This window comes from Wenyingzhuangia sp. 2_MG-2023 (genome assembly GCF_030548295.1).
Taxonomy (GTDB): Bacteria; Bacteroidota; Bacteroidia; order Flavobacteriales; family Flavobacteriaceae; genus Wenyingzhuangia.
The window spans coordinates 1-25,866 of record NZ_JAUOSB010000020.1 but is presented as its reverse complement, the minus strand read 5'-3'; the positions used below and the strand labels follow the sequence as shown (position 1 = coordinate 25,866).

Genomic DNA, 25,866 nt, shown 5'->3' with positions numbered 1-25,866 from the left:
AGTATTTAAAATTAATTTTTATGAAGAATAAAATATTGTTCTGTTTACATATACCTCCTCCTGTACATGGTTCTTCAATGGTGGGAAAATATATTAACGAAAGTGTTGTTATTAATAATACTTTTTTGACTAAGTATGTCAATCTAGGAACATCTGATAATGTAGACGAAATTGGGAAAGGGGACATTAGAAAACTATTAAAATACATTCGCATTATTTTTAAGATCTGGTATCAGTTACTTGTGTTCAGGCCTGAGGTATGCTATTTAGCAATGACGGCCAAAGGTGGTGCTTTTTACAAAGATGTAGTGATTGGTTTCCTATTAAAGTTGTTTGGTGCTCAATTGGTCATTCACTTTCACAACAAAGGGGTATCGGTAAACCAACATAAAAAACTAGATAATTTTTTATATCAAAAAATATTTAAGAATGCCAAAGTAGTTTTGTTGTCTCAACATTTGTATCAAGACATCTCAAAATACGTGATAAAAGAAGATGTTTTTTATTGTCCCAATGGAATTCCAGACTTAAAGCTTCCATTAATAGATAGGAGAAAACAAAATAATACTTCTGTTAGTTTACTCTATTTATCTAATTTGATAGAAAGCAAAGGAGTATTTATTTTATTAAAAGCTTTAGCTATCCTAAAAGAAAAAGAAATACCATTCACTTGTAATTTTATAGGAGGGGAAGGTGATATCAACAAAAACCAGTTCAATGCAAAGCTAAGAAGTTTAAATCTTCAAGAACATGTACAATATTTGGGTAAAAAATATGGAGAAGACAAACATGAGTACTTTTCTAAAGCAGATGTTTTTGTATTTCCAACATTTTATCATAACGAAACCTTTGGTTTGGTCAACTTAGAAGCTATGCAGTACAGTTTACCAGTAATTTCAACTTTTGAAGGAGGTATTCCTGATGTTGTGGTGGATGGAAAAACAGGTTTTTTGATTGAACAGCAGAACATAACTCAATTGGCTGAAAAAATCATAGAATTGTCATCTAATCCAGAAATGTGTTACCAAATGGGGAGAGATGGAAGAGTAAGGTTTCAAGAAAAATTTACGCTTGAAAGATTTGAATCCAATTTCACCTCCATTTTAAAAATAATAGCAGCTAATTAATTTTAAAAATTATAATATTTAGTAATTATTTATAGATTTTTATAGTCTGATTTGATAGAAATAGAGCCAGTATGAAACAAAAACACAAAACCCTTTCTTTATTAGAGTACAAAATATTTACAGGGAAACTAACAGATATAGACTACCGTAAAAAACAGTTGATAACTACTATCAATCAGTATTCCTATTGCATTGCAGATAATGATTTGCAATTTAAAAAAGCCTTGCAAAAATCGGACATTTTGTTACCTGATGGGATTGGAATTGTAGTGGCAGCAAAATTGCTGAGAAAACAAAAAATACAAAAAATTGCAGGTGCCGAAATCCATCAGTACTTGTTAGAGCAAGTAAACAAAGATCATGGAACTTGTATGTACATGGGGGCTTCGGAAAGCACTTTGTTAAAAATTAAAGAACGACTGTCTCAAGAATATCCCAATATAAGAGTGGCTACCTATTCTCCTCCTTACAAACCTGAATTTTCCAAAGAAGACAACCAAGCCATGATTGCGGCGGTCAATGGTTTTAAACCCTACGTATTGTTTGTAGGAATGACGGCACCCAAGCAAGAAAAATGGGCAAAGGCACATAAAGACCAGTTGGATGTAGGAACGATTTGTGCCATTGGGGCAGTGTTCGATTTTTATGCAGGAACCGTAGAAAGACCTTCGCCATTTTGGGTCAATCTAGGCTTAGAATGGTTTATACGCTTGCTAAAAGAACCCAAACGTATGTGGAGACGCTATGTCTATTACGGTCCTTTTTTTGGATACGTTCTCTTAAAAATGGGATTGCGCATCCGTAAACAAAGAAGGACAATATATAAAGAAAAACAGCAAAATACGACCCACTAAAAGTCAATAGAAAATCTTAGTTTTGCAAATAAGTAATGATGGAGGCAAACAAAAACAAAATCTATGAAAATATTTAAAAGAAAACAACTAGAGGTGGGAATACTGTTGGTGATGTTAAGCTTACAAAGCTGTGTTTATAAAAAAGACATTTTATACTTTCAAGATGCAAGTGAACTCAACCAACAAAAAGTAGAACGCCCTCAATTATACATTCAACCCAACGATATCTTATCTATTGCAATTTCTGCCCTGGTCTCCGAAACAGCAGTAGTCTATAACAAAAAATGGGCATCGGAAGGGAGCAGTGCACAACCTGTAAATAATTTAGAAATTTTAAAATTACAGGGATACTTGGTAGCCAATGACGGAAGCATTCAACTCCCTGTTTTAGGAACTGTCCAAACCGAAAACAAAACCATTAACGATCTGAGGCAAGAAATTACAAAGATGTTGGAAGAAGGAAAACATTTGGTACAACCTTCGGTGGACATTCGTTTGCTAAATGCCAAAGTAACGGTCTTGGGAGAAGTAAAAAGACCCGGAACCTACAATTTTACCGAACAAACCTTATCCATTCCCCAAGCGTTGGGTTATGCAGGAGATTTAACTGTAAAAGGGAAACGAAAAGACATTGTACTGATTCGTGAAGTACAGGGAAAAAGAAAAGTATTCCCTATCGATTTAACCCAAACCGATTGGATCAACCAAGAAACTTATTATATACAACCCAACGATGTTTTGATCATCAATCCAAACCAAGCCCAAGTAAAATCTGCTGGCTATTTGGGGAATGTGTCTAGCCTAATAGGAGTAATTTCTTTAGTAATTACAACGACGGTTTTACTAACCAATTAAAAAAGTGAAAATGACAGAAAAGGATTTTTTTGAAATGGATTTCCAAGAGGAAAAAATAGACATTAAAGAGATACTCTTAAAATATCTAAGGTACTGGCCTTTGTTTGTATTGGGGGTAGTATGTACTTGTATCTTGGCTTTTGTATATCTAAAGTTTCAAAACGATATGTACGAAGCAACAGCTAAAATACAAGTATTGGACAATGAAGACAATGCGAATTTTAGTTTGGATTTAAAAGGTTTGTTGGGAAAATCAAAAGTCAATCTAGACAACGAAATTGCAGTCATCAAATCTCATAAAATAGTGGGAGAAGTGGTAAAAGAATTAGAGTTGAATGTCAGCTACTTTGCCAAAGGTAGATTGGTTACACGTCAGGTATTTAGCCCCCCTTTTAAGGTGAGCCACCAACTCCCCATAGATAGCATACAAGTAGGGATTAGTTTTACCCTAGAGGTAAATGACAAAGGATATTTGCTAACCAACTTAAAAACGGAGCAAACCTATCAAACTCATGGTTACAATTATCAGGCAAACCATCCAGATTTCCTAGTAGAAATTAGAAATATTGGAATTCAGGACCCCGAATCTCAACAAGGTATAACCTATACTGTGGTTGTTCAAAGTTTAAAGGCTGCCACGCAAGGAATTGTAAAATCACTAAATGTTGCCTCCACTAGTGATGATAGTGACTTACTAAATTTAAGCATTCAAACACAAAATGCGAGACATTCTCAAAACATCATCAATGCTTTGATAGGGGTATACGAAAAAGACGGAATTATAGACCGTCAGAAAGTATTCAAGCGTACCATTGAGTTTGTAGATGATCGCTTTAAATACTTAGTTTCAGAGTTAGAAGAAATTGAAAAAGAGAAAAAAGACTACAAACAAGAAAACCGTGTTAGTAAGTTTGAGGTAGATGCTGGGGTGGCAATAGAAAAAAATGCAGCCAAAGAAGAAGAATTGTTCCTGATAGAAACTCAATTAGAATTAGGGGAAATGTTACAAACCTCTTTACAAAAACAAAAGAACTTTGAGTTATTACCTTCCAACATAGGGTTAGATAGTGAAACCATCAATCAACTTTCCAGCGAATACAATTCTAGTCTGTTGGAATACGAGAAACTAAAAATAAGTGCTGGGGAAAACAACCCTTATTTAAATGTATTGGCAAAAAACTTATCAGATTTAAGAAGCAACATCAATAAATCTATCAACTCTTATGTGGGGCAGTTGCAATTGCGTTTACAGAGAGCCCAAAACTCTCAAGGATTGGCCAGGACCTATTTTAAAAATTTACCTGAAAAGGAAAAGATTTTAAGAAACATAGAACGCCAACAAAATTTGAAAGAGAGTTTGTATTTACTCTTGTTGCAGAAACGAGAAGAATCGGCTATCAATTATGCGGTAGCAGTGTCTAAAATAAAAATCATAGACAATGCCATTGTCAGTCCACCAATTGCACCTAGCAAAATGAAGATTTTAGTTTTAGCTGTTTTTGCAGGAATTTTAATTCCATTAGTTTCCTTGTATATAAAATTTTTGTTAAATACTAGAATTGGAACGACGAAAGACGTAGAAAGTATTGCCAAAGGGCTGCCTGTCTTGAGTAGTATTCCTTTGTTGAAAGATGTGAAACAAATATTGACTGAAGGTGGGGAGCAGGATCGTAGTGTGTTGAAGGAGTCTTTTAGAACTTTGATCACAAACATCAAGTTTATCATCCCCAAAACAAAAGATGGTGTGGGAAAAACCTTATTGGTGACTTCTTCGGTCAAAGGAGAAGGGAAAACCTTGATTTCGTACAATTTGGCTTCTGAGATTTCCAACCATCGGAATAAAGTAATTTTGATAGGAGCCGATTTGAGAAATCCACAGTTGCACAAGTATTTGGAAATAGACAATGTGAATACAGGATTGTCCAGTTATTTGAATGACGACAATATTGAGTTGTCAGATTTGGAATTCCACCATCCCAAAGAAACCCCCAACTTGGATATTTTGTTTGCAGGTTCCATTCCTCCAAACCCGACTAGTTTGTTGTCAACACCTCGTTTTGAAGAGTTGTTAGGCGTATTGAAAGCGAAATACGATTATATTGTGATTGATTCCGCACCTACGTTGTTGGTAAGTGATACGTTGATTTTTGGAAAATTAGTGGACACCACGGTTTATGTGACAAGATCTAATTACACAGAAAAAAATATTGTGGAGTATTCCAAACGTTTGATAGACGAAAAGAAATTGAACAACGTTGGGTATGTTGTCAATGGTGTGGATGCGAGCAAAGGTTATGGTTATGGCTACAATTACAATTATGCCTACAGTTATGGGTATTCTTATGAGGATGACGATACCAAGAAAAAGAAATGGTATCATATTTTCAAACGATAAAGATTTAAAAACAAATAATCATGATACAAAAAAATGGAGGGCTGTCCCTCCATTTTTTTGTTTTTTAGTGTGATTTCATCTATAGAAATCACGAAAGAATGATATATTTCCTATCTTCGAATTAGAAAAAACAAGAGTCAGATGAAAGTTTCTGTTGTCATCGTAAATTACAATGTCCGCTATTTTTTAGAGCAGTGTTTGTTGAGTGTTGAAAAAGCTTTGCAAGGTATTTCTGGAGAAATTATTGTAGTAGACAATGTTTCTATCGATACCAGTTGTCAAATGATGAAAAAACGTTTCCCGAATGTTACCTTGGTAGAAAACAAAACAAATGTTGGTTTTTCCAAAGCAAACAATCAAGGAGCGCAATTGGCAAAGGGAGATTATGTGCTGATTTTGAATCCAGACACTGTAGTAGGAGAAAGTTTGTTTAATGAAATATTACCTTTTGCCGATGCTCAACAAGATTTGGGAGCTTTGGGGGTTCGATTGATTGATGGTACGGGGGTTTTTTTGCCAGAAAGCAAAAGAGGCTTGCCTACTCCTAAAAGATCTTTAGGAAGAATGTTGGGGATGCACAACGGAGGCTATTATGCCAATTATTTGACCAAAGACGGAATCGGTAAAATTGATGTTTTGGTCGGAGCTTTTATGCTGCTAAAAAAAGAGCGCTACTTAGAAGTAGGAGGGTTTGATGAAGATTATTTTATGTACGGAGAAGACATTGATTTGAGTTACAAATTGAACAAAGCAGGTTACACAAATTACTACTTTGGAAAATCAGTAGTCATCCATTACAAAGGAGAGAGTACTCGGAAAGATGTAAAGTATTTGAGACACTTTTACGGGGCTATGAATATTTTCTATCGTAAACATTTTAAGTTTTCAGGAATCGATGTTTTGTTGATGAAATTGGGAGTGAAGCTGTGGTTTTTGATCAAGTATTTCCAACTCTCCAACGCTCCTATTTTGATTGAAGATACACAGAAAATTCTATTTGTGGGAGATCGAGATATTTTTAACGACCTGCAACTGAACAAAGAGATTGTGAAAGTCAGCCCAAACGATACCATTAAATTGGAAGAGTTCATTCGAGAAAAGAAGATAGAGGAAGTTTGGTTTGAAGAAAAATCTATGTCATACCAAGAGATCATCAATCACATTGGAACGCATAGATTTCACAAAGTCTTATTTAAAATTTTACCCAATTCTACCAATTTTTTGATAGGTAGCAATTCTGCCGATGGTAGAGGTGAGGTTATTTTCTTGAAATAATTGGTTTTTCAAATTATGTAAGTGTTTGATTTAAAACTTGAATAGTTTGTTTTTGATGGATCCTAATGATTCTCGATACAATTTTTCGTACCTCAAAACCACTCGAATTGACATTTGGAGTTATAAATATTGTTATGTGTAGCTGATTCTCGATACAGTTTTTCGTACCTCAAAACCACTCGAATTGACATTTGGAGTTATAAATATTGTTGTGTGTAGCTGATTCTCGATACAATTTTTCATACCTCAAAACCACTCGAATTGACATTTGTTGTTGTAAATATTGTTATGTGTATAGATGATTTTCGATACAATTTTTCGTGCCTCAAAACCACTCGAATTGACGTTTTAATGTGATGAAGATTGTTCAGATAAGTGCTTTTATCAAAAAAAAACTAAAGAATAATAAATGACAATATTATTTTTTTATAGTTTCTTCTTCTTTGTCCCAACTTTTTTTGGCACGCATTTTTTTGTACACTTTGACCATCATCATTAAGATGACAGAAATCAATACAATTCCTACGACTCCCCAAATCCAATTGACAGCACTTTTTAACACGACTAAAAACACAACAGCAAATAAGATGATGGTGGCTACTTCGTTCCACAAGCGCAATTGAAAGGTGCTATATTTGCAAACGTTGTTTTGTAATTGTTTGAAAATACGATGACAGGCAAATTGGTAAAAAAACAAAGCAGCAACAAAAGATAGTTTGACCCACATCCAGCTTTGGGTTAAGAATCCAGGAGACAAGTACAACAAATAAATCGCAGTAAGTGCCGTAATAATTGCCGATGGCCAGGTAATGATGTACCACAATCGTTTTTCCATGAGTTTGTATTGCTGCTGTAAGATGATTCGAGCTTCATCAGATTTTTGTTCTGCTTCTTTGTGGTAGATGAACAAACGAACCATGTAAAAAAGTCCTGCAAACCAAGTAACCACAAAAATGATGTGTAGTGCTTTGATGTATAAATATTCCATATGTATTTAATTACGATTTTTAAGAATTACAAATTACGAATATCCTTTGTGTATTTGAGATGAAATCCTGTCAATTCGAGTGGGGTTTAGGATGAAATTGAGAAAATTGTATCGAGAAATAAGAATTGTATTACTAAAAATAGTTCTCGATACGATTTTTCGTACCTCAAAATCACTCGAACTGACATTTATATTTTCTGAAACGCACAACGAATTACTAATTGTTCATTTTAATTGCCAATTGCATTTCGTCAATTGTTAATTTTTGTCGATCCACTCATTTAGCCAATTAGTAACGACTGCTACCCAATCGTCTCGGTCGTTCAAACAAGGAATCGTGGTGAATAATTCTCCTGTATTTTCTTCAAACTCGTGTTTTGCTTCCATGCCAATTTCTTCAATGGTTTCCAAACAATCTGCTACAAATGCAGGAGTAGCAACGGCCAATTTTTTAATTCCATTCTGAGCCCTGTCATTGATGGTCAGGTCTGTGTAAGGTTGCAACCAAGGATCTTTTCCCAATCTAGATTGAAAAGAAGTGCTGTAAAATCCAGCTTTTAAACCCAGTTTTTTTGCAACCCCTTCTGTAGTCGCGTAACATTGATGGCGGTAACAGTAAGCATGTGCTTCTGATTTAGTGTGGCAACATGCACCGTTCAATTGACAGTGATTCTCGGTGACATCTGAATTTTTGATGTGTCTTTCGGGAACTCCATGGTAGGAAAACAAGAGGTGATCGTAGTCTTCTTTTTCTAGGGTTTCTTGAATGCTTTTAGACAATACATCAATGTAGGTTTGTTGGTTGTAAAATGCTGGCAAACTAGTCATTTTGATGTTTGGAAACTGTTCTCGAATGATTTTTTCTGCCAAGACCACAATGGTTTCCGTAGTTGCCATGGCAAATTGTGGGTATAGAGGAACCAACAACATTTCTGTCACGCCTTGTGCAGCCAATTTGGAAATACCACTTTCCATAGAAGGATTTCCGTAACGCATAGCCAATTCTACAGGAACTTTAATTTGTTGTTTTATTTTTGAGGTGAATTTCTCAGAAATCACAATCAATGGAGAACCCTCGTTTGTCCAAACTTTACTGTAAGCTTCTGCCGATTGTTTGGGACGAGTGTTTAAAATGATTCCTTTGACCAATAGACATCTAGTGACATAAGGAAGATCGATGACCCTACTGTCCATTAAAAATTCGTCTAAATAATTGCGGACATCTTTTACCGATGTGCTATTGGGAGATCCTAAGTTTACTAACAATATTCCTTTCATGAGAGGGTATTTTCAGTTGTGTTTAATTGTTTTGTTATTTCGTAAAGACAGACGCTAAGGCTGTTGACTACATTCATAGAAGAATTTAGGCCAAACATTGCAATATCGATACTTCCATCACATTGCAATAAAGCATCTGGGTCAATTCCGAATCGTTCAGAACCTATCAATAACGCTATTTTTGAATGTTTTGTAAAACTGTATTGATGAATGTTTTTACTGCTGTTGGTTATTTCCAAAGCCAATACCGTGTACCCTTCGGTCTTTAATTTTACGATGGTGTTGACTGTATTTTCATAAGCCTGAACTTCTAGGAATTTGTCTGTGTTTCTAGCTGTTCGTTGTACCATGCGGTTGTCCAAATCTGGAGATTGGTCGTTTCTGTAAAACTTAGAAACTCCAAAAGCCTCACAAACTCTAAGGCACATACCTACGTTTTGAGGAGTTCTCAATTCATCTGCAATCACCACAATGGGGAAGGTTTGTGGTCTTTTTTTTATGGATTCATGTGCTAATTGTTCCATCAGGCATTGTTTTGTTTGGTGAATTGTTTGGGGGTGATGCCAAATTTTCTTTTGAAAGCTGCAATAAAGTGACTAGACGTACTGTAGCCTACTTTGTTTCCAATTTCATTCACGTTCAACTTGTTCTCCAAAAGCAATTTTTTGGAATATTCTAGTTTGTAATTCAGTAGAAACGTAAAAACGGGAGTTCCGTAGACTTCTTTGAATCCTTGTTTTAGTTTTTTGATATTCAATCCCACTATTTTGGCCAATTCTTCTAACGATGGAGGATCTGCCATGTTTTCAATCATAAAGTCTTTGGCTTTTTTCAATTGAGAAACGGTATCTTCATTAGAAATAAAAGGACAATTTTCATTATTGCTATCTTCTAAATTGCTAAAATACAAGCTGAACAATTCGTATGCTTTTGCTTTTAAAAACAAATTGTCTAGAGGGGAATTGTCAGGGTTGTTGGTGATTTGATGTAGAACAACTTGTTGTGCCGGTGTGGTAGATCTAGTTTCTATGATGGGTTTACCAATTACAAAATTGTCAAAATTGAGCAAGTAATTTTCTTCGGAAGTAAATAAAGAATGAAAATACTGTACGGGAATCAACATCACAATTACTTGCGAGTTCTCAGGCATGTCAAAAAGGATGTTGGTCTCGTCTTCGTTAAAATAGACCATTCCAGACTCATTTTTTTGCAATTGAATGGCACAATGCTCCATGTTGAAAGCAACTTTGGTAGGAGTCTTTAGGCTGAAAAAAAGCTGAATGTAATTGAGCTTGGTTTTATGTATAAAATATTGATTTTCAGTAGTGTTATTTTCAATTGTCAAGAGCGAAAATAAGTTTTTTTCATCTACAAGTACTTGAGTACTTTTATCGATGTTTTGATATTTTTTAGGGTTGAAATGCATCATTTTTCATCGTTATTTTTAGTGTAGATAAGTACAAATTTAAGTTAAAAATAGCAAAATAAGGATTTAAAAAGACGTTTTTTAAAAGAGTGTAATTGAGACGATATTCTATGATTGTTGTCATATTTCACTAGACTTTACGAGTGTGTGTGGTTATTTGTATCGGTTTTAAATTAAGCCAAAAACCTTAGAGGGGTATTTATAGTTCTTATAGCGATGTTATTAAAGAAGTATTGATAGTACTTTTGTCGATACTTATTGGTGTACAGACATATGAATACAGAACAATCAGGAGGCAAACTCTATAATGTCGGAGTGAGTTATAAGAAAGCAGATGTGCAAACGCGTAGTGCTTTTAGTTTGTCAAAACAGAAGCAAATTGCATTGTTAAAAGATGCAAAAGCGAAAGGTATTGAGGGAGTTATCGTTGTTTCTACATGCAACAGAACTGAGCTGACAGGGTTTGCGAAACATCCCTTTGAGTTGATTAGTTTGTTGTGTGAATTTTCCAATGGAACTGTTGAAGAGTTTGTTCGGTTTTCAAACATTTACAAAGGTTCAGAAGCTATTCAACATCTTTTTAACATAGGAACAGGATTGGAAAGCCAAATTTTGGGAGATTATGAAATTGTTGGACAACTCAAACAATCGTACCAATTAGCACAAAAATATGGAACCATCAACACGTATTTAGAAAGATTGATGAATTGCGTATTGCAGGCTAGTAAGGAGGTGAAAAATACGACTAAGTTGAGTTCTGGTACTACTTCTGTGGCTTATGCTGCTACGCAATACATTATAGAAAATGTAGCCAATTACAATTCTCAAAGAGTTCTAGTGTACGGTTTGGGTGAGATAGGAAAAAATGCGTGTAAAAATTTGGTGAAATATACTGAGAATAACAACATACATTTGATCAACAGAACCCATTCCAGGGCATTAGAGTTTGCTGAGGTTCATGAAAATATTGCTGTCAATACATTAGAAAATCTAGATGTAGAGATTGAAGATGCGGATGTCTTGATTGTTTCTACGGGAGCAGAATTGCCAACCATCACTACTAAAAATATCAAAGAAGATAAAAAATTGTTGATATTGGATTTGTCTATGCCTGAAAATGTAGACAAACACGTAAAAGAGTTGGAGAATATTACGTTGGTCAATGTGGATCAATTGTCTAAAATTACAGACAAAACTTTGGCTCTTAGAGAAAGTGAGGTTCCCAAGGCAAAAGCCATCATTCAGAAGCACAAACAGGAATTTTCTTTTTGGTTGGATCAAAGAAAATTTACACCTGCAGTCAATGCATTAAAACTTTCTTTGCAATCCATACAAGAAGATGAACTCAACTTTCATCAAAAAAAGATAGAAGGATTCAATGCTGCACATGCAGAACAAATTACTTCCAGAATCATTCAGAAAATAACGACACAATTTGTGAAACATCTAAAAGATGAAAGCACCTCTGTAGATCAGAGTATTGAAATTGTGAGTAAAATATTTAACGCAGAGATTCCTACCAATGGATAAACCCATCAGAATAGGTACTAGAAATAGTGAATTGGCTTTATGGCAAGCACATTTGGTACAAAAACAATTACAAGAATTAGGACACACCACAGAAATTATAGAATTGTCATCTATAGGAGATGAAATTTTAGACATTCCCTTGCATCAGATTGGAAGCATGGGAGTTTTTACCAAAACATTAGATGTAGCGATGTTGCGTGGGCAGATAGACATTGCGGTAAACTCTCTAAAAGATGTACCTACTCAATTGCCAGAAACCATTGTACAAGCAGCGGTTTTGGAACGAGCCGATGTGAACGATGTTGTGGTGTACAAAGGAACAGAAGCAGATTTGTTGGCAGATGGTGCTACCATTGCTACAGGAAGTTTGCGAAGAACAGCACAGTGGTTGCACAAATACCCAACACACAACTTAACAGATCTAAGAGGAAATGTGAATACACGTTTGCAGAAATTAGATGACAATGATTGGAACGGAGCTATTTTTGCAAAAGCAGGATTGGAACGTATCAATTTACTACCAGAAAATCATTTGGTTTTGGATTGGATGATTCCAGCACCTGCACAAGGAGCTATCATGATAACAGCTTTGGAGTCGGATGCATATGTTTTGGAAGCTTGTGCTCAATTGCATCACAAAGAAACAGCCTTGTGTGTGGGGATTGAACGTGATTTTATGAAAACCTTAGAAGGCGGTTGTACGGCTCCTATTGGTGGACATGCTGAAATTATAGAAGATAAAGTGGTTTTTAAAGGACTGTTAAGTGCTTTGGATGGAAAAGAACAAAAAGGAGTCTTTAGAATAGCTACTTTGGAAGATGCTAAAAACCTTGGAAATATTTGTGGAGAAGAAATTCTAGCCAATGGAGGAGATGTGTTGATGAAGGAGATAAAAAAAGTGATTAAGAAATAGTACCTGATACTCGCTACCAGATACTTGATACTGAAAAAAATGAAAATTCTATCTACTAAAATAGTAACTCCAATTCAAAAAGAATTGTTATCAGGTTTTTCTGTGGTAGAAAAAGCAATGATTTCTATTTCTTTTGGAGAAGGGTTTAAGGTAGATGAACGTATTTCTCATGCTGTTTTTACGAGTGCAAATGCTGTAAGATCTGTATTTGAAAAGAATAAAAATAAAGCAGAAAGCTTTCAAAAAGTTTATTGTGTCGGGTTAAAAACCAAATCTTTGTTAGAAAGTTTTGGAGTAGATGTACAAGAAGTAGCAAACAATGCTTTAGAGTTGGCAGCTATTTTAGTAGCTAAACAAATACAAGACATTCATTTTTATTGTGGTAATCTCCGTAACAATGATTTGCCAAATGTAATGGCCGAAAATGGAGTGTTGGTTACAGAATATATTGTGTACAAAACAGAATTATGTGTACATACTTTTAACGAAAGTTTTGATGCTATTTTGTTTTTTAGTCCAAGTGGTGTAACAAGTTATGTAAACGGAAAAAACAATTGTAATGCCAAAGCTATTTGTATTGGTGTTACTACAGCTACAGAAGCTTTAGATGCTTTTGAAGAAGTATATATTGCAGATGAAACTACGGTAGCGTCAGTGATAGAAAAATTAAAAGAGATAAAATAGTACAAAGTACTAAGAAGTAATAAATTACGTAGCTACGATAGTCTTTGTACTGTGTACTATGTACTAACTACTAAGTTATGAACAGAACAAGACGATTAAGAAAATCCGAAGGAATTAGAAGATTGGTCAAAGAAAACAATCTTACGGTGGATGATTTGATTTATCCCTTATTTATAGAAGAAGGAGAAAACATAGAAAAAGAAATTGTTTCTATGCCTGGAATTTTCCGTTTTTCATTAGATAAAATTTCTAAGGAATTAGATGAGGTGGTAGCTCTAAACATTCCTGCTGTTTTGTTGTTTGGAATTCCAACTGAAAAAGATGAAATAGGGAAGGAAACGTGGAACGATGATGGAATTATGCAACGAGCGGTTCGTTTTATCAAAAAGAACTATCCTAGTTTGTATGTCATTACCGATGTTTGTTTTTGCGAATACACCAGTCACGGACATTGTGGGGTTCTTTGCAATGACGATGTAGATAACGATGCTACTTTGGTCAACTTAGCGAAGCAAACTATTTCTCATGCCAAAGCTGGAGTGGATATGGTAGCACCTTCTGGAATGATGGATGGAACCATTGCAACCATGAGAGAAGCGTTGGATAACAATGGTTTTCCAAATTTACCAATTATGGGATATTCTGTAAAATATTGTTCTTCTTTTTATGGACCTTTTAGAGATGCTGCAGATTCTGCCCCGACGTTTGGAGACAGAAGAACCTATCAAATGGATCCATCCAACAGGTTAGAAGGACACCGAGAAGCTTCTTTTGACGATGAAGAAGGAGCAGATATTTTAATGGTAAAACCAGCTTTGTCTTATTTGGATATTATTAGAGATTTGAAAGAGGATTTTGATAGACCTATTGCTTGTTACAATGTCAGTGGAGAATATGCCATGGTTAAAGCAGCTGCAGAAAAAGGTTGGATTGATGGAGAAAAAGTAATGATGGAGTCTTTACTATCAATGAAAAGAGCAGGAGCAGATATTATCATTACCTATTTTGCAAAGGAAGTAGCTAAGATTTTACGTAAGTAAAATTTTGCAGTTAGCTTTTAGTCATTGGCTATTAGCTAACATAAACTATATAAAAATATGCTAAAGGCCAAAAGCCAATAGCTAAGAGCTAAAAAACATGAACACAAAGAATTCAGAAAAACTATACAAAAAAGGATGTGTACACTTAGTAGGAGCAGTAAATTCTCCTGTTAGAGCTTTTGCATCTGTGGGAGGAAATCCATTGTTTATTGATAAGGCTAAAGGAGCTTATATCAAAGATGTGGATGGAAACAAATACATCGATTTGGTCTTGTCTTATGGACCGATGATTCTAGGGCATAGAAACAATAAAGTAGAGAAATCGGTAAGTCAAGCGTTGAAAAAAGGAACTTCTTTTGGAGCTTCTACCAATGCTGAAATCAAATTGGCAAAAATTGTTTGTGATGCATTTCCAGGAATGGACAAAGTTCGTTTTGTAAACTCTGGTACAGAAGCAGTGTTGAGTGCTATCCGTTTGGCTAGAGCACATACTGGAAAAGATAAAATCATAAAATTTTCGGGTTGTTACCACGGACATATGGATGCCATGTTGGTGGCAGCAGGTTCTGGATTGGCAACTTTAAGTTTGCCTGGATCTAAAGGAGTGCCTTCTCAAGCGGTAGAAAATACGTTGATTTCTGAATATAATAATTTAGAAAGTGTAAAAGCTCATTTTGAAAAACACGATGATATTGCTGCAGTTATTTTAGAGCCTGTAACAGGAAATATGGGAGTGGTTCAGCCAAGTGATGCGTTTATCAAAGGTTTACGAGCTTTGACCAAAGAAAAAAATGCTTTGTTAATTTGTGATGAAGTGATGACAGGTTTCCGTTCTCAATTCGGAGGAGCGCAAGAATTGATTGGAATTGAAGCAGATATTACTTGTTTGGGAAAAGTAATAGGAGGAGGTTTTCCTGTAGGAGCTTATGGTGCTTCTGATGAGATTATGAACAATGTTGCTCCGTTGGGTGGAATGTATCAAGCAGGAACATTGTCAGGAAACCCAATTGCTATGGCGGCTGGAATTTCTACATTGACAGCGTTGAAAAATAAAAATCCATACAAACAATTTGAAAAAGTTGCTGAACAGATAGAAGAAATGTTATTGTCTTCTGCTAAAAAACATGGTGTTGCTTTGAAAGTAAATCGTTTTGGTTCTATGATCAATCCTTTCTTTACGAACAAAGAGGTGACCAATTTTGCCGATGCACAAACGTCTGATACAGAAAAATTTGCACAATTCTTTTGGGCAATGATCAAAAATGGAGTGTTTTTACCACCATCTCAGTTCGAAGCTTGGTTTTTATCCACAGAAATTAAAGAAAGAGAATTGGAGAAGTTGGCAGTGGCGATTGAGAAGTCGATGGAAATGGTATCAAGTATCTAGTATCAGGTATCAGATGTTTTAAAATTAAGAATTATGCATAATTTTAAAGAGCTAAATGTTTGGAAAGAATCTAAGAACTTTAGTGTTAAAGTGTATAAGATTACTAAAATATTTCCAAGTTCTGAACTATATGGCTTGACGAGTCAATTAAATAGAGCAACAGTATCGATTCCTTCTAATATTGCTGAAGGTTCGGGAAGAGAAACAAATAAAGATTTTTCAAGGTTTATAAATATTGCGTTAGGATCTTCTTTTGAAGTGGAAACACAATTGATTATAGCCTTTGAATTGGAGTTTATAAATAAATCTGATTTTGACATATTGATAGACAAATTAAATCAAATTCAGAAAATGTTACATAGTTTTAATAAGTATATAAAATCGAAGGGATAAACGTAGAGAAGTACTAGATACTAGCTACCAGCTACCAGCTACTAATATGATAAAAAACGACCTATACCTAAGAGCCTTAAAAGGCGAAACTGTTGAGAGACCTCCAGTTTGGATGATGAGACAAGCAGGGAGATACTTGCCAGAGTTTCAAGAAATAAAAAAGAAGTACGATTTTTTTACCCGTTGTCAAACTCCAGAGTTGGCTGCAGAAATTACAGTACAACCTATTCGTAGATACGGAATGGATGCAGCTATTTTGTTTTCGGACATTTTAGTGATTCCACAAGCGATGAATATTGAGGTGGAAATGAAAAATGGAATTGGACCTTGGTTGCCAAATCCTATTCGTACCATGCAAGATGTAGAGAACGTCATTGTTCCAGATATTGATGAAACGTTAGGATATGTCATGGATGCTATCAAGTTGACAAAAGAAATGTTGAACGATGAAATTCCATTGATTGGATTTGCAGGTTCTCCATGGACAATCTTATGTTACTGTATACAAGGACAAGGGTCAAAGAATTTTGACAAAGCCAAAGAGTTTTGTTTTACACAACCTTTAGCAGCTCATGCTTTGTTACAAAAAATTACAGATACAACCATTGCTTATTTAAAGAAGAAAGTTGAGGCAGGAGTAAATGCCGTTCAAGTTTTTGATTCTTGGGGAGGAATGTTATCACCTGTAGATTATCAAGAATTTTCTTGGCAATACATCAACCAAATTATTGAAGCGTTGAAAGACGATGCTCCCGTAATTGCTTTTGGAAAAGGATGTTGGTTTGCCTTAGAAGACATGTCTAAATCTAACGCCTCTGCTTTAGGAGTAGATTGGACCATTACACCAGAGTGGGCACGAAAGTTAACAGGGGGAAATATTACGTTACAAGGTAATTTTGATCCAACACGTTTGTTCTCGCCTCCAGCAGAAATTAAAAAGCAAGTAAAAACCATGATTGATGCTTTTGGAAAAGACAAATACATTGTGAATTTAGGACACGGTATTTTACCAAATATTGGTTTAGACAATGCTGGTGCGTTTATTGATGCGGTTAAAGAATACAGTATTTAGTATCTGGTACATAGTATCAGGTATCTAGAAAATTGTGGGTTACGGTCTAGTTACTAGATACCTGCTACTTGATACTAAAGAAAATGAAAGAACAATTTTATCAATACATACAACAATTACAAGATACTATTTGTGCAGGCTTAGAAGCTGTGGATGGTGAAGCAACCTTTGTAGAAGACTTGTGGGATAGGCCTGAAGGAGGTGGAGGAAGAACTCGTGTCATTTCAGAAGGTAAGGTGTTTGAAAAAGGTGGAGTGAATATTTCTTCTGTACATGGAGAATTGCCTTTGGCTTTACGCAAACAGTTTGGAGTAGAAGCAGGAAATTTTTATGCTTGTGGATTGAGTTTGGTGATTCATCCTACCAATCCAATGGTGCCAACCGTACACGCAAATTGGCGTTATTTTGAAATGTATGATGAGCAAGGGGATGTAGTTACACAATGGTTTGGAGGTGGGCAAGATTTGACTCCTTACTATTTGTTTGATGAGGATGCAATTCATTTCCATACCGTATGTAAAAATGCTTGTGAGGCACATAGTGCCACTTTTTATCAAACGTTTAAAAAGAAGTGCGACGAATATTTTTGGAATGCTCATAGACATGAAGCACGTGGAATAGGTGGTTTATTTTTTGATTACCTAAAACCTACTGATGAAATGTCATTAGAACAATGGTATAATTTTGTGACAGAAGTTGGAAACAGTTTTTTAGAAAGTTATGTGCCTATTGTAGAAAAACGCAAAGAATTAACGTATACCAAAGAACAGCGTGATTGGCAAGAGGTTCGTAGAGGACGTTATGTAGAGTTCAACTTGGTACACGATAGAGGTACTTTATTTGGATTGAAAACCAATGGAAGAATTGAATCTATCTTGATGAGTTTGCCACCACACGTGCAATGGCATTATTGTCACGAACCAGAGAAAGGTAGTTGGGAAGAAAAATTAGTGAACACACTAATGAATCCAAAAAATTGGGTTTAGATGCGTGGTCTGATGCTATTCATCTGCCTAATCTCTTTTTCTCTGTTTGCTCAGAAGAAAGACACCTTGTATGTGGAATCTTTTTCGCATAAAATCAACATCAAAACCTCTTTGGAAACAGAAGGTCAATCTCTGGATTTGATCAATCAAAATACGCTAGACAATTATTCTTTGATGCAAAATGAAGTTGGAAAACTAGCATTGTCTTTAAATTATAAAATCATAGGTCTAAAACTAGGGTTTTCTCCCAAATTTCTAGAAAATGATGCAAGCTTGAAAGGAGCTACAGAATATAGACATTATAGGGTACAGTTATTTTTTCCAAAGCTGTACCATCAATTTTATTACTATCGTACCAAAGGATTTTACATCAAAAATACAGATGATTACGTAGACAATTGGAAGGAAGGCGAAGATCCTTATTTGCAATTGACCAACTTGAACACACGAGAAATAGGTGGTGAAACAAGGTATTACTTTAGCAATAAGTTTGGATATAGAGCAATTTTTTCCAACACAGAACGTCAAATAAAATCAAAAGGAACTTGGTTGGCTACGGTAAAATATTATTATTCTAAAATAAACAAACCAACAACCGATTACTTTATTTTGAATGATAGAAGTTACAATTTTAATCTAAGTGGTGGTTATGTATACAATCTGGTAGTCAATCAGAATAAATATTTATTTGCACAGGTAACGCCGAGTGTGGGCGTAAGATACATCAAAGCTACTCACGATGATAGTGATGGTGATTCTGTCAAAGAAGATTATTTTGTTCCTAACATTGGCTTGAAATCAAGATTTGGTTTTGGATACAGTTCAAAAACCTTTTATTACGGTGTCAGTATTTTGGTTAATTCACTAGCTTATTCAGAATACCCCAATGTGGATTTGGTGGATACTCGAATTTTTGCTTCGGTACATTTGGGATATCGATTCGATGCTTTTAAAGGAGTAGAACGCTTTTTTAAGAAATTAAATTTATGATGATTTTGTTGCTCTTTATTTGTTTTATTTTTAATTAAACCTGTTTTTTGTTGCTTATTTTGTTTGTAATATCATTTTTGATAAAGCATGTGTTAAAATAGTACTCCCTTGTTGGGCTATTCTCTAGTAATTTTGCTGAAATGTAAAATCAATTGTCATGCTGAATAGAACTTCCTTATCGTCTTTTGTTGTTAAAATCGTCTTAGTTACGTTATGGGTTCCCATAAGTTCTTGTTCTTCGGATGGTGAAGAAGATGGTATTTTAGATCTCATCAATGATCAATCTAAAGAAGAACTTTGTGAAAAAACTTGTGATTCAGGTTTTCGTTTGAATACAGAAAATTGCAAATGTGAAGAAGACATCGTTCCTGTGGGTATTGTACCTTTTACCGATCCAGAAAATACAGAAGGTTGGGTATTAAACGAACAAATAAGTGATGAGTTTGAAGGAACAGTACTTGATGAAGAAAAATGGTTGATTCAAGGTAGAGATGGAGTGTACCGTTCTCGATTTAAAGGTCGTTCTCCTTGGCAATTTTCTACGGAAAACGTGCGTTTGGAAAATGGGATGTTAAAAATTCAGATAAAATACGAACCTGATTTTGATTGGGTAGATGTGGCAGCTTCAGATCGGGCAGAATACAAATACACAACAGCAGGTATCAATTCTAAAAAGTCTTTTAAATTTGGTTATATAGAAATTAAAAGCAAATTGCCAGTGGCAAAAGTAGTAGGTTCTTTATGGACTACTGGAGATGAGGTGTCTTCTGAATTGGATGTTTACGAAGCCATTGGAAAAGGGCCTCGTGAAAACAAAATGTGGTCTAGCATTCATGATTGGTCTATTCCCAATCCAAATGTGTCTTGGACAGAAACCAACACCTTACCGTTTAGCTTTTCTGATGGATTTCATATTTATGGTGCAGAATGGGAAGACGATATTGTGAAAATTTATGCAGATGGTCAACTGATCAAATCTGTTACGCAAGCTTGGGTTGAAGAAAATGGTTTGGATTCTAAAAAATGGCCTTTGGACGGCGGACAATTTGTTTGGATAGATTCAGAGATTTTTCCATGGTGGGGAGAGCCAGATATTTCTGATTTGCCTGCGGATTACGAAATAGAATATCTTAGAGTTTGGCAGAAAAATTAGGGTTTGGAAGTTGGTGTCAAGTGGCTGGTATCTAGTAGTTTATGTTTTGTAGTGAAAGAGTCGTGTTGGATAGGTGGTGTGTTTGCCAGAAATAAAATAAATTTTAATGCTTTAAATTCTCTACCAAATGTTTGTAATCGTATTGTAAATCTTCGTGAAGTGTTGTTATTTTTCTTTCTATCAATTTCAGCTCTCTTAAAAACAGGTTGAGCAATTGTTGGTTTTTGGTGATTGAGGGAGACATAACTTTAAGTTTTTTGCAAAAATAGAGTAGGAGTTCTATTTCCGTTTCTTTTGCATTGGAATAGCGAATGTATGTTTTGATTGATTTTAAAATTCGTCTTACACTTTTTTTGATAAAGAAGTACGATGAGGTATTGATTTTGGTAAACTCCAAATCTACTTCCTGTTTTATTTCTTGCACGTAGTTCTGCTCATTGTCACTTTCAAAAAGCAAATAGGTAAGGAGTTCTTTGTTCTCTTTTTTGAATTTTGCTAATCGTAATACAATAGCTTCCAACTCAGTTCTGTCCATTGAATTGAGTTCTGTTTTAAGTTGTTTTAGGTTGGCTGTATCCATAGAACGAAGATAAGGAATGAAATGAACTATTTGTTAAGAACCATTGTTTATTGATTGTGTGTATACATACGCTTTGAGTTGTGTTTGTAAGAGTTTCAACAATTTTAAATAAAAGCAGACACCCCTGACAACAACTGTCTTAAGTGTGTTTTAGTTTTGTATCAAATTAAAACAAAGAAAAACACTTATGAAAACCACCAAACAAGAATTGTATATTGTGGGTATTGAAGTACGTACCACCAATGAGAATGGTCAAGCAGCAAAAGACATTCCTGCATTGTGGAACAGATTCATGCAAGAGGAAATTGCAGATAGAATTCCTAACAAAACAGATGCTACTATTTATGCCTTGTACACAGATTATGAAAGTGATCATACAAGACCTTATACTGCTATTTTAGGATGTCATGTGAACAGTTTGGATAATATTCCTGAGGATTTTACGGTGAAAATTGTTCCAGAATCCAACTATGAGCAATTTGTCGCTAAAGGAGATTTGACACAGAATGCTGTGATTGATGTTTGGATGGAAATTTGGAATTCTGATTTGCCTAGAGCTTATACCACAGATTTAGAAATCTATGGAGACAAGGCAGTCAATCCTACTGATGGTGAAGCTACTATTTTGATTGCTGTAAAGTAAAAGTTTAGAAGTACAAAAAAGAGGAGTTTCAAATTCCTCTTTTTTGTTTGCAATTTATCGGTTTGGAATGGTTAATACCTGTCCAACTTTAATCAAATCAGGATTGTCTAAAATGTCTTTATTCGCTTCAAAAATGGTATTGTAAGCGCTAGATTTACCATAATATTTTTTGGATATTTTTCCAAGAGTATCTCCACTTACTACAGTGTGTTTGTGGTAAATAGAATTGTCTAGAATGGTGATGTCGGCAATAATGTCTGAAGGAGTTTGCCCACCTATTTTTTTAATTTCGTCCCATAAAATGTTTTTGATGTAAGGAGTAGCTGCTTGCCCACTAACATGAAGCGTTTCTCCTTCTACTTTTACATCCCCATTTTTAATTTGTAATGTTTCTCCTAATTTTAATACAGAGTCGTATTTTTCTTTGACCATAGTTTGTTGATTTTTAGATTAACTATGGGAAGATAATGATTTTTTATCATAGAAATTGAACTAACATTGTTCTCGATACACGTTTTATTTTCGTTTCTCTTCCATAAATCGCACTCGAACTGAGATTGTTGTCACTTCGAGTGAATTTTAGAAACGCAGTGGATAAAATTAGTATCGAGAAGTTTGATTTTGAGTTATGTTGTTAGATTGTTTAAGATAAAAAAGGATCACAATTTAAAATTGTGATCTTTTTTTATAAAGTGGTTTTAAAACTTATTTTTCTTTAGAAAACACTTCTGTTAAAATGTCTAAAGAACTCATGTTCGGTTCTTGAATCTGCAATAAATTAGAAAGCGTAGGAGCTATTTGCGTAATCACAACAGGTTTTTTTACGGCTTTTCCTTTCGCAATATTTGCTCCGTAAAAAATGATTGGAACGTGGGTATCGTAATTGTAACCTGTTCCGTGACTCGTACCTGTACTAGCATTACTTCCTTTCAGGATGGAAGGTGTAAATGTTACCAGAATATCTCCAGAATACTTTTGATTGTATCCCTCTTGTAACAAGCTTAAAGGAGTGTTGTTGAATTCAGTTTTTTGCAAAGTATGTGCAGAAACAGCTTTGTAAACCAAAGGAGAATTGATGATTTCTTTGATGATGCTATTTTCAACATCTTCTAAAGATAGGTCTAATTTAGCAATTTCATCATGGTTTAAGAAAATCTGATCGTTAGAAAAGTTTTCTATAAGGTGTTTTGAATTGTATTTTTTAAAAGTGAATTCTAACAATTTTCCAGACAAATCTTTACCGTTTACATACCCTCCAGGCAATTTGTTATCGGTTAAAAAGTGAGGAACTTGTACTACAGCATGATCTGCTGTTAGAAACAAAACATAATTGTCATCACCTACTTTTCTATCCAAATATTTGATAAAATCATCCAAATCGTTGTTCAAACGTAAATAAGTATCTTCAATTTCTTTAGAAGCAGGTCCGTATTTGTGCCCAATATAATCGGTACTAGACAAGCTGACAGCTAAAAAATCTGAATACATTTTGTTTTTTCCCAATTCCTCTTTTTTAATGATTTCTTTGGCGAAATCTAACGTCATTGTATTTCCAAAAGGAGTAGTTTTTAGCAAACTGTAGTTCCCGTTTTTTTCTTTTAGACTTGGTAGGTCATGAGGAAAAACAGGAGCCTTTTCATTTTTGAAAGTTCCTTCAAAATGTTTGTTGTCCAGAGTACTTTCGTGGTAATCCAAAATATCTTTTTCTGTAACCCATGGAGCGTTCAAATAAGCATCTAAGGTGGCTTTGTTTTCCTGATTGTATGCACTTACCCAGTTTGGTAATTGCTTAGCGTAAAAAGTACTACTTACCCATTTTCCTTGGTTACCTCCATCAAACCAATAGGCAATGTCAGCAGCATGCCCTACAGGTAAAATAGCAGATCTGTCTTTGATAGCTACACCAACCACTTTACCTTTAAAGTTTTGTGCTATTTTTAATTGATCAGAAACTGTAGAAGCGACCAATCTTTTTGGAGATTTTTGCCCTTCTTTAGAAGTACTTCCAATGGTGTTGTAATTGGCATCGTCTACCACATAAATAGATTTTTTCAAATCCTTATCATACCAATTGTTTCCAATAATTCCATGGTTTTTAGGAGTGGTTCCTGTGTAAACAGAAGAGTGCCCAACTGCTGTGTAAGTAGGAATGTAATTGAAATGACCGTTTTCAAAATTTGTTCCTTCTGAAATAAGTTTGTTAAAACCTTTAGAACCAAATTTATCTTTGAACCTTAAAAGATAATCGTATCTCATTTGATCTACGACAATACCAACAACTAATTTGGGTTTTTTCTGAGCATTTCCTACAAAAATGCTAGCTAGCATTATAATAGTGACTAGTTTTTTCATTTGACTATTTATTGAAATAATTTTGATGCCCTAAAAGTAATTAGAATAGGCAACTTAATTGTTAAGGATTTGATATTTTAGCTAAAAATCTATTCAATGTCGTATATAAAAAGTATTGGAGCTTACGCAATCATGCTAAGGAGTGTTTTTACCAAACCTCAAAAAGGAAAAATATTTAGAGAAGCTGTGTTTAGAGAGATTGATGATTTGGGGGTGAAATCAGTAGGGATTGTTGCGTTTATTTCTTTTTTTATTGGTGGAGTAGTTGCGATACAAACTGCTTTGAACTTAGAGGATCCAATTATTCCTAAAGATTTGATTGGTTTTGCAACCAAAAGGTCTATGATTTTAGAGTTTTCATCTACATTTGTCATGGTTATTTTAGCGGGTAAAGTGGGGTCATACATCACTTCAAGCATTGGTGCTATGCGGGTTTCAGAACAAATAGATGCTTTGGAAGTAATGGGAATCAATTCATTAAACTATTTGGTTTTGCCAAAGATTATGGCAACTGTATTTTTTTATCCTTTTTTAGTGTTGCTAGCCATGACTTTAGGGATTTTTGGAGGATGGGTAGCAGGTGTTGCTACAGGATTGTTTGAACAACAAGATTATATTTCTGGAATTAGGATTGATTTCAAGCCCTCGTTGATAAATTACAGTTTGATAAAATCTACCGTTTTTGCTTTTTTAATTGCCACAGTACCTTCGTATTTTGGATATTATGTAAAAGGAGGGTCTTTAGAAGTTGGTAGAGCCAGTACAAAGGCCGTGGTTTGGACAATTGTAATGATCATTATTACGAATTATTTTTTAACCCAATTGTTGTTAAGCTAGAAAAGAATTATGATAGAAGTTAAAGGAATACAAAAAGGATTTGGAGATACTCCAGTCTTGAAAGGAATTGATGCTGTTTTTGAACCGAGTATTACCAGTTTGATTATTGGGCAAAGTGGGTCAGGAAAAACGGTTTTTCTAAAAACGATGTTAGGATTGCACCAACCTGATGAAGGAACTATTTCTTTTGGAGGGAAGACCACAGAGAGCATGACAGAGCATGAAAAAAGACAATTGAAGCAAGACATAGGGATGGTTTTTCAAGGTGCTGCACTGTTTGATTCATTAACAGTTGAAGAAAACGTTATGTTTCCGTTAAAAATGTTCACCAAGCAAAGTAAAGAGGAAATGTTAGATCGCGTAAATTTTGTATTGAAGCGTGTCAATTTGGTCAATAGCAATCATAAATTTCCCGCGGAATTGTCTGGGGGAATGCAAAAGCGAGTTGCAATTGCAAGAGCGATAGTGACCAAGCCTAAATATTTGTTTTGTGACGAACCAAATTCAGGATTGGATCCAAAAACAGCGATTGTCATCGATAATTTGATCAAAGAAATTACGGATGAATATGAGATTACTACAGTAATAAATACTCACGATATGAATTCTGTGATGGAAATTGGAGAAAAAATTATTTTTTTAAAAGATGGTTTGAAAGAGTGGCAAGGGACCAGTGATGATATATTTAAAACTGACAATGAAGCAGTTGTAGATTTTGTGTACAGTTCTAATTTATTTAAGAAAGTTAGAAAAGTATATTTAGAAGAATAAAATCTAAAAAATGTTTTGTGTAACTGTATAAAAGTACTATATTTGCACCCGCAATAACTAATGGTATTATTGACCTGGTAGCTCAGTTGGTAGAGCATCTCCCTTTTAAGGAGAGGGTCCTGGGTTCGAGCCCCAGCCCGGTCACAAAGTTACAGTATAACAGTAGTTATTGCATGGTGAGATACTCAAGTGGCCAACGAGGGCGGACTGTAAATCCGCTGACTACGTCTTCGAAGGTTCGAATCCTTCTCTCACCACGGACGACCTGGTAGCTCAGTTGGTAGAGCATCTCCCTTTTAAGGAGAGGGTCCTGGGTTCGAGCCCCAGCCCGGTCACA

Annotated in this window: 25 protein-coding genes and 3 tRNA genes; 21 read left to right on the top strand and 7 right to left on the bottom strand. The window is 34.9% G+C overall.

What is annotated here, in order from left to right:
- Positions 1-20: 20 nt before the first annotated feature.
- From Q4548_RS14540 to Q4548_RS14520, 5 genes are all read left to right on the top strand, one after another.
- Positions 21-1,127 (top strand): glycosyltransferase family 4 protein, encoded by a 1,107-nt coding sequence (locus tag Q4548_RS14540; RefSeq protein ID WP_303456182.1) that lies wholly within the window; start codon positions 21-23, stop codon positions 1,125-1,127.
- A gap of 71 nt (positions 1,128-1,198) precedes the next feature.
- Positions 1,199-1,981 (top strand): WecB/TagA/CpsF family glycosyltransferase, encoded by a 783-nt coding sequence (locus tag Q4548_RS14535; RefSeq protein WP_303456181.1) that lies wholly within the window; start codon positions 1,199-1,201, stop codon positions 1,979-1,981.
- A 63-nt stretch (positions 1,982-2,044) separates the two neighbouring features.
- Entirely contained in the window at positions 2,045-2,836 is a 792-nt protein-coding gene (locus Q4548_RS14530) for a polysaccharide biosynthesis/export family protein (protein WP_303456180.1), read from the top strand.
- Between the two features lie 10 nt (positions 2,837-2,846).
- Positions 2,847-5,231, top strand: a complete 2,385-nt coding sequence (locus tag Q4548_RS14525) for a polysaccharide biosynthesis tyrosine autokinase (RefSeq protein ID WP_303456173.1) — start codon at positions 2,847-2,849, stop codon at positions 5,229-5,231.
- Positions 5,232-5,372: 141 nt separating this feature from the next.
- Entirely contained in the window at positions 5,373-6,506 is a 1,134-nt protein-coding gene (locus Q4548_RS14520; protein ID WP_303456171.1) for a glycosyltransferase family 2 protein, read from the top strand.
- A gap of 418 nt (positions 6,507-6,924) precedes the next feature.
- Here Q4548_RS14520 and Q4548_RS14515 read toward each other — a convergent pair whose 3' ends face one another.
- The 4 genes from Q4548_RS14515 to Q4548_RS14500 form a co-directional block, all read right to left on the bottom strand.
- The gene (locus Q4548_RS14515; protein ID WP_303456169.1) at positions 6,925-7,494 is read right to left on the bottom strand and encodes a CopD family protein; all 570 of its coding nucleotides are present in this window, start codon (positions 7,492-7,494) and stop codon (positions 6,925-6,927) included.
- 258 nt (positions 7,495-7,752) lie between these two features.
- Positions 7,753-8,772 (bottom strand): ferrochelatase, encoded by a 1,020-nt coding sequence (gene hemH, locus Q4548_RS14510; RefSeq protein ID WP_303456168.1) that lies wholly within the window; start codon positions 8,770-8,772, stop codon positions 7,753-7,755.
- Entirely contained in the window at positions 8,769-9,296 is a 528-nt protein-coding gene (locus Q4548_RS14505; RefSeq protein WP_303456166.1) for a TrmH family RNA methyltransferase, read from the bottom strand. The genes hemH and Q4548_RS14505 overlap by 4 nt, the downstream gene beginning before the upstream one ends.
- A complete protein-coding gene (locus Q4548_RS14500) occupies positions 9,296-10,201 on the bottom strand; it encodes an AraC family transcriptional regulator (RefSeq protein WP_303456164.1) in 906 nt (301 codons plus the stop codon). The genes Q4548_RS14505 and Q4548_RS14500 overlap by 1 nt, the downstream gene beginning before the upstream one ends.
- A 270-nt stretch (positions 10,202-10,471) precedes the next feature.
- Here Q4548_RS14500 and hemA point away from each other — a divergent pair, with 270 nt between their 5' ends.
- From hemA to Q4548_RS14450, 10 genes are all read left to right on the top strand, one after another.
- Positions 10,472-11,728, top strand: a complete 1,257-nt coding sequence (hemA, locus tag Q4548_RS14495) for a glutamyl-tRNA reductase (RefSeq protein WP_303456162.1) — start codon at positions 10,472-10,474, stop codon at positions 11,726-11,728.
- Complete coding sequence (hemC, locus tag Q4548_RS14490; protein WP_303456161.1) at positions 11,721-12,641, top strand: hydroxymethylbilane synthase; 921 nt, start codon at positions 11,721-11,723, stop codon at positions 12,639-12,641. Before hemA ends, hemC begins: the two co-directional genes overlap by 8 nt.
- Positions 12,642-12,680: 39 nt before the next feature.
- On the top strand, positions 12,681-13,325 hold the full coding sequence (locus Q4548_RS14485) for a uroporphyrinogen-III synthase (protein ID WP_303456160.1): 645 nt from the start codon (positions 12,681-12,683) through the stop codon (positions 13,323-13,325).
- 77 nt (positions 13,326-13,402) lie between these two features.
- Entirely contained in the window at positions 13,403-14,365 is a 963-nt protein-coding gene (gene hemB / locus Q4548_RS14480; protein ID WP_303456159.1) for a porphobilinogen synthase, read from the top strand.
- Between the two features lie 97 nt (positions 14,366-14,462).
- Positions 14,463-15,752 carry a glutamate-1-semialdehyde 2,1-aminomutase gene (gene hemL, locus Q4548_RS14475; protein WP_303456157.1) on the top strand — a complete coding sequence of 430 codons (1,290 nt, stop codon included), beginning with the start codon at positions 14,463-14,465 and terminating at the stop codon, positions 15,750-15,752.
- 33 nt (positions 15,753-15,785) lie between these two features.
- The gene (locus Q4548_RS14470; protein WP_303456155.1) at positions 15,786-16,145 is read left to right on the top strand and encodes a four helix bundle protein; all 360 of its coding nucleotides are present in this window, start codon (positions 15,786-15,788) and stop codon (positions 16,143-16,145) included.
- Between the two features lie 46 nt (positions 16,146-16,191).
- Positions 16,192-17,217 carry a uroporphyrinogen decarboxylase gene (gene hemE / locus Q4548_RS14465; protein WP_303456153.1) on the top strand — a complete coding sequence of 342 codons (1,026 nt, stop codon included), beginning with the start codon at positions 16,192-16,194 and terminating at the stop codon, positions 17,215-17,217.
- A gap of 83 nt (positions 17,218-17,300) precedes the next feature.
- Complete coding sequence (gene hemF, locus Q4548_RS14460) at positions 17,301-18,203, top strand: oxygen-dependent coproporphyrinogen oxidase (protein WP_303456151.1); 903 nt, start codon at positions 17,301-17,303, stop codon at positions 18,201-18,203.
- Between the two features lie 12 nt (positions 18,204-18,215).
- Positions 18,216-19,193 (top strand): DUF4421 family protein, encoded by a 978-nt coding sequence (locus tag Q4548_RS14455; protein ID WP_303456149.1) that lies wholly within the window; start codon positions 18,216-18,218, stop codon positions 19,191-19,193.
- A 157-nt stretch (positions 19,194-19,350) separates the two neighbouring features.
- Positions 19,351-20,346 carry a family 16 glycosylhydrolase gene (locus Q4548_RS14450; RefSeq protein WP_303456148.1) on the top strand — a complete coding sequence of 332 codons (996 nt, stop codon included), beginning with the start codon at positions 19,351-19,353 and terminating at the stop codon, positions 20,344-20,346.
- Between the two features lie 103 nt (positions 20,347-20,449).
- On the opposite strand, the gene Q4548_RS14445 is transcribed toward Q4548_RS14450, so the two are convergent.
- Positions 20,450-20,926 (bottom strand): hypothetical protein, encoded by a 477-nt coding sequence (locus Q4548_RS14445; RefSeq protein ID WP_303456147.1) that lies wholly within the window; start codon positions 20,924-20,926, stop codon positions 20,450-20,452.
- Between the two features lie 187 nt (positions 20,927-21,113).
- On the opposite strand from Q4548_RS14445, the gene Q4548_RS14440 reads away from it, so the two are divergent.
- Positions 21,114-21,569 (top strand): GyrI-like domain-containing protein, encoded by a 456-nt coding sequence (locus Q4548_RS14440; protein ID WP_303456146.1) that lies wholly within the window; start codon positions 21,114-21,116, stop codon positions 21,567-21,569.
- A 54-nt stretch (positions 21,570-21,623) separates the two neighbouring features.
- Here Q4548_RS14440 and Q4548_RS14435 read toward each other — a convergent pair whose 3' ends face one another.
- Both Q4548_RS14435 and pafA read right to left on the bottom strand, forming a co-directional pair.
- Positions 21,624-22,001, bottom strand: coding sequence for a LysM peptidoglycan-binding domain-containing protein (locus Q4548_RS14435; RefSeq protein WP_303456145.1), 378 nt, complete (start codon positions 21,999-22,001; stop codon positions 21,624-21,626).
- A gap of 273 nt (positions 22,002-22,274) precedes the next feature.
- On the bottom strand, positions 22,275-23,921 hold the full coding sequence (gene pafA, locus Q4548_RS14430) for an alkaline phosphatase PafA (RefSeq protein ID WP_303456144.1): 1,647 nt from the start codon (positions 23,919-23,921) through the stop codon (positions 22,275-22,277).
- A 96-nt stretch (positions 23,922-24,017) separates the two neighbouring features.
- Here pafA and Q4548_RS14425 point away from each other — a divergent pair, with 96 nt between their 5' ends.
- The 5 genes from Q4548_RS14425 to Q4548_RS14405 all read left to right on the top strand — a co-directional run bounded on the left by Q4548_RS14425 (position 24,018) and on the right by Q4548_RS14405 (position 25,864).
- A complete protein-coding gene (locus Q4548_RS14425) occupies positions 24,018-24,758 on the top strand; it encodes an ABC transporter permease (protein ID WP_303456142.1) in 741 nt (246 codons plus the stop codon).
- A 9-nt stretch (positions 24,759-24,767) separates the two neighbouring features.
- On the top strand, positions 24,768-25,529 hold the full coding sequence (locus Q4548_RS14420; protein ID WP_303456140.1) for an ABC transporter ATP-binding protein: 762 nt from the start codon (positions 24,768-24,770) through the stop codon (positions 25,527-25,529).
- Positions 25,530-25,600: 71 nt separating this feature from the next.
- Positions 25,601-25,673: transfer RNA gene (locus tag Q4548_RS14415), tRNA-Lys, on the top strand.
- Between the two features lie 31 nt (positions 25,674-25,704).
- Positions 25,705-25,786: transfer RNA gene (locus Q4548_RS14410), tRNA-Tyr, on the top strand.
- Positions 25,787-25,791: 5 nt separating this feature from the next.
- Positions 25,792-25,864 (top strand) — tRNA-Lys (locus Q4548_RS14405).
- Positions 25,865-25,866 lie beyond the last annotated feature (2 nt).

What these genes read in the sequence shown, in the direction of transcription:
- Q4548_RS14540 (WP_303456182.1), top strand. Translation starts at nt 21, where the DNA reads ATGAAGAATAAAATATTGTTCTGTTTACATATACCTCCTCCTGTACAT.
- Q4548_RS14535 (WP_303456181.1), top strand. Translation starts at nt 1,199, where the DNA reads ATGAAACAAAAACACAAAACCCTTTCTTTATTAGAGTACAAAATATTT.
- Q4548_RS14530 (WP_303456180.1), top strand. Translation starts at nt 2,045, where the DNA reads ATGAAAATATTTAAAAGAAAACAACTAGAGGTGGGAATACTGTTGGTG.
- Q4548_RS14525 (WP_303456173.1), top strand. Translation starts at nt 2,847, where the DNA reads ATGACAGAAAAGGATTTTTTTGAAATGGATTTCCAAGAGGAAAAAATA.
- Q4548_RS14520 (WP_303456171.1), top strand. Translation starts at nt 5,373, where the DNA reads ATGAAAGTTTCTGTTGTCATCGTAAATTACAATGTCCGCTATTTTTTA.
- Q4548_RS14515 (WP_303456169.1), bottom strand. Translation starts at nt 7,494, where the DNA reads ATGGAATATTTATACATCAAAGCACTACACATCATTTTTGTGGTTACT.
- hemH (WP_303456168.1), bottom strand. Translation starts at nt 8,772, where the DNA reads ATGAAAGGAATATTGTTAGTAAACTTAGGATCTCCCAATAGCACATCG.
- Q4548_RS14505 (WP_303456166.1), bottom strand. Translation starts at nt 9,296, where the DNA reads ATGGAACAATTAGCACATGAATCCATAAAAAAAAGACCACAAACCTTC.
- Q4548_RS14500 (WP_303456164.1), bottom strand. Translation starts at nt 10,201, where the DNA reads ATGATGCATTTCAACCCTAAAAAATATCAAAACATCGATAAAAGTACT.
- hemA (WP_303456162.1), top strand. Translation starts at nt 10,472, where the DNA reads ATGAATACAGAACAATCAGGAGGCAAACTCTATAATGTCGGAGTGAGT.
- hemC (WP_303456161.1), top strand. Translation starts at nt 11,721, where the DNA reads ATGGATAAACCCATCAGAATAGGTACTAGAAATAGTGAATTGGCTTTA.
- Q4548_RS14485 (WP_303456160.1), top strand. Translation starts at nt 12,681, where the DNA reads ATGAAAATTCTATCTACTAAAATAGTAACTCCAATTCAAAAAGAATTG.
- hemB (WP_303456159.1), top strand. Translation starts at nt 13,403, where the DNA reads ATGAACAGAACAAGACGATTAAGAAAATCCGAAGGAATTAGAAGATTG.
- hemL (WP_303456157.1), top strand. Translation starts at nt 14,463, where the DNA reads ATGAACACAAAGAATTCAGAAAAACTATACAAAAAAGGATGTGTACAC.
- Q4548_RS14470 (WP_303456155.1), top strand. Translation starts at nt 15,786, where the DNA reads ATGCATAATTTTAAAGAGCTAAATGTTTGGAAAGAATCTAAGAACTTT.
- hemE (WP_303456153.1), top strand. Translation starts at nt 16,192, where the DNA reads ATGATAAAAAACGACCTATACCTAAGAGCCTTAAAAGGCGAAACTGTT.
- hemF (WP_303456151.1), top strand. Translation starts at nt 17,301, where the DNA reads ATGAAAGAACAATTTTATCAATACATACAACAATTACAAGATACTATT.
- Q4548_RS14455 (WP_303456149.1), top strand. Translation starts at nt 18,216, where the DNA reads ATGCTATTCATCTGCCTAATCTCTTTTTCTCTGTTTGCTCAGAAGAAA.
- Q4548_RS14450 (WP_303456148.1), top strand. Translation starts at nt 19,351, where the DNA reads ATGCTGAATAGAACTTCCTTATCGTCTTTTGTTGTTAAAATCGTCTTA.
- Q4548_RS14445 (WP_303456147.1), bottom strand. Translation starts at nt 20,926, where the DNA reads ATGGATACAGCCAACCTAAAACAACTTAAAACAGAACTCAATTCAATG.
- Q4548_RS14440 (WP_303456146.1), top strand. Translation starts at nt 21,114, where the DNA reads ATGAAAACCACCAAACAAGAATTGTATATTGTGGGTATTGAAGTACGT.
- Q4548_RS14435 (WP_303456145.1), bottom strand. Translation starts at nt 22,001, where the DNA reads ATGGTCAAAGAAAAATACGACTCTGTATTAAAATTAGGAGAAACATTA.
- pafA (WP_303456144.1), bottom strand. Translation starts at nt 23,921, where the DNA reads ATGAAAAAACTAGTCACTATTATAATGCTAGCTAGCATTTTTGTAGGA.
- Q4548_RS14425 (WP_303456142.1), top strand. Translation starts at nt 24,018, where the DNA reads ATGTCGTATATAAAAAGTATTGGAGCTTACGCAATCATGCTAAGGAGT.
- Q4548_RS14420 (WP_303456140.1), top strand. Translation starts at nt 24,768, where the DNA reads ATGATAGAAGTTAAAGGAATACAAAAAGGATTTGGAGATACTCCAGTC.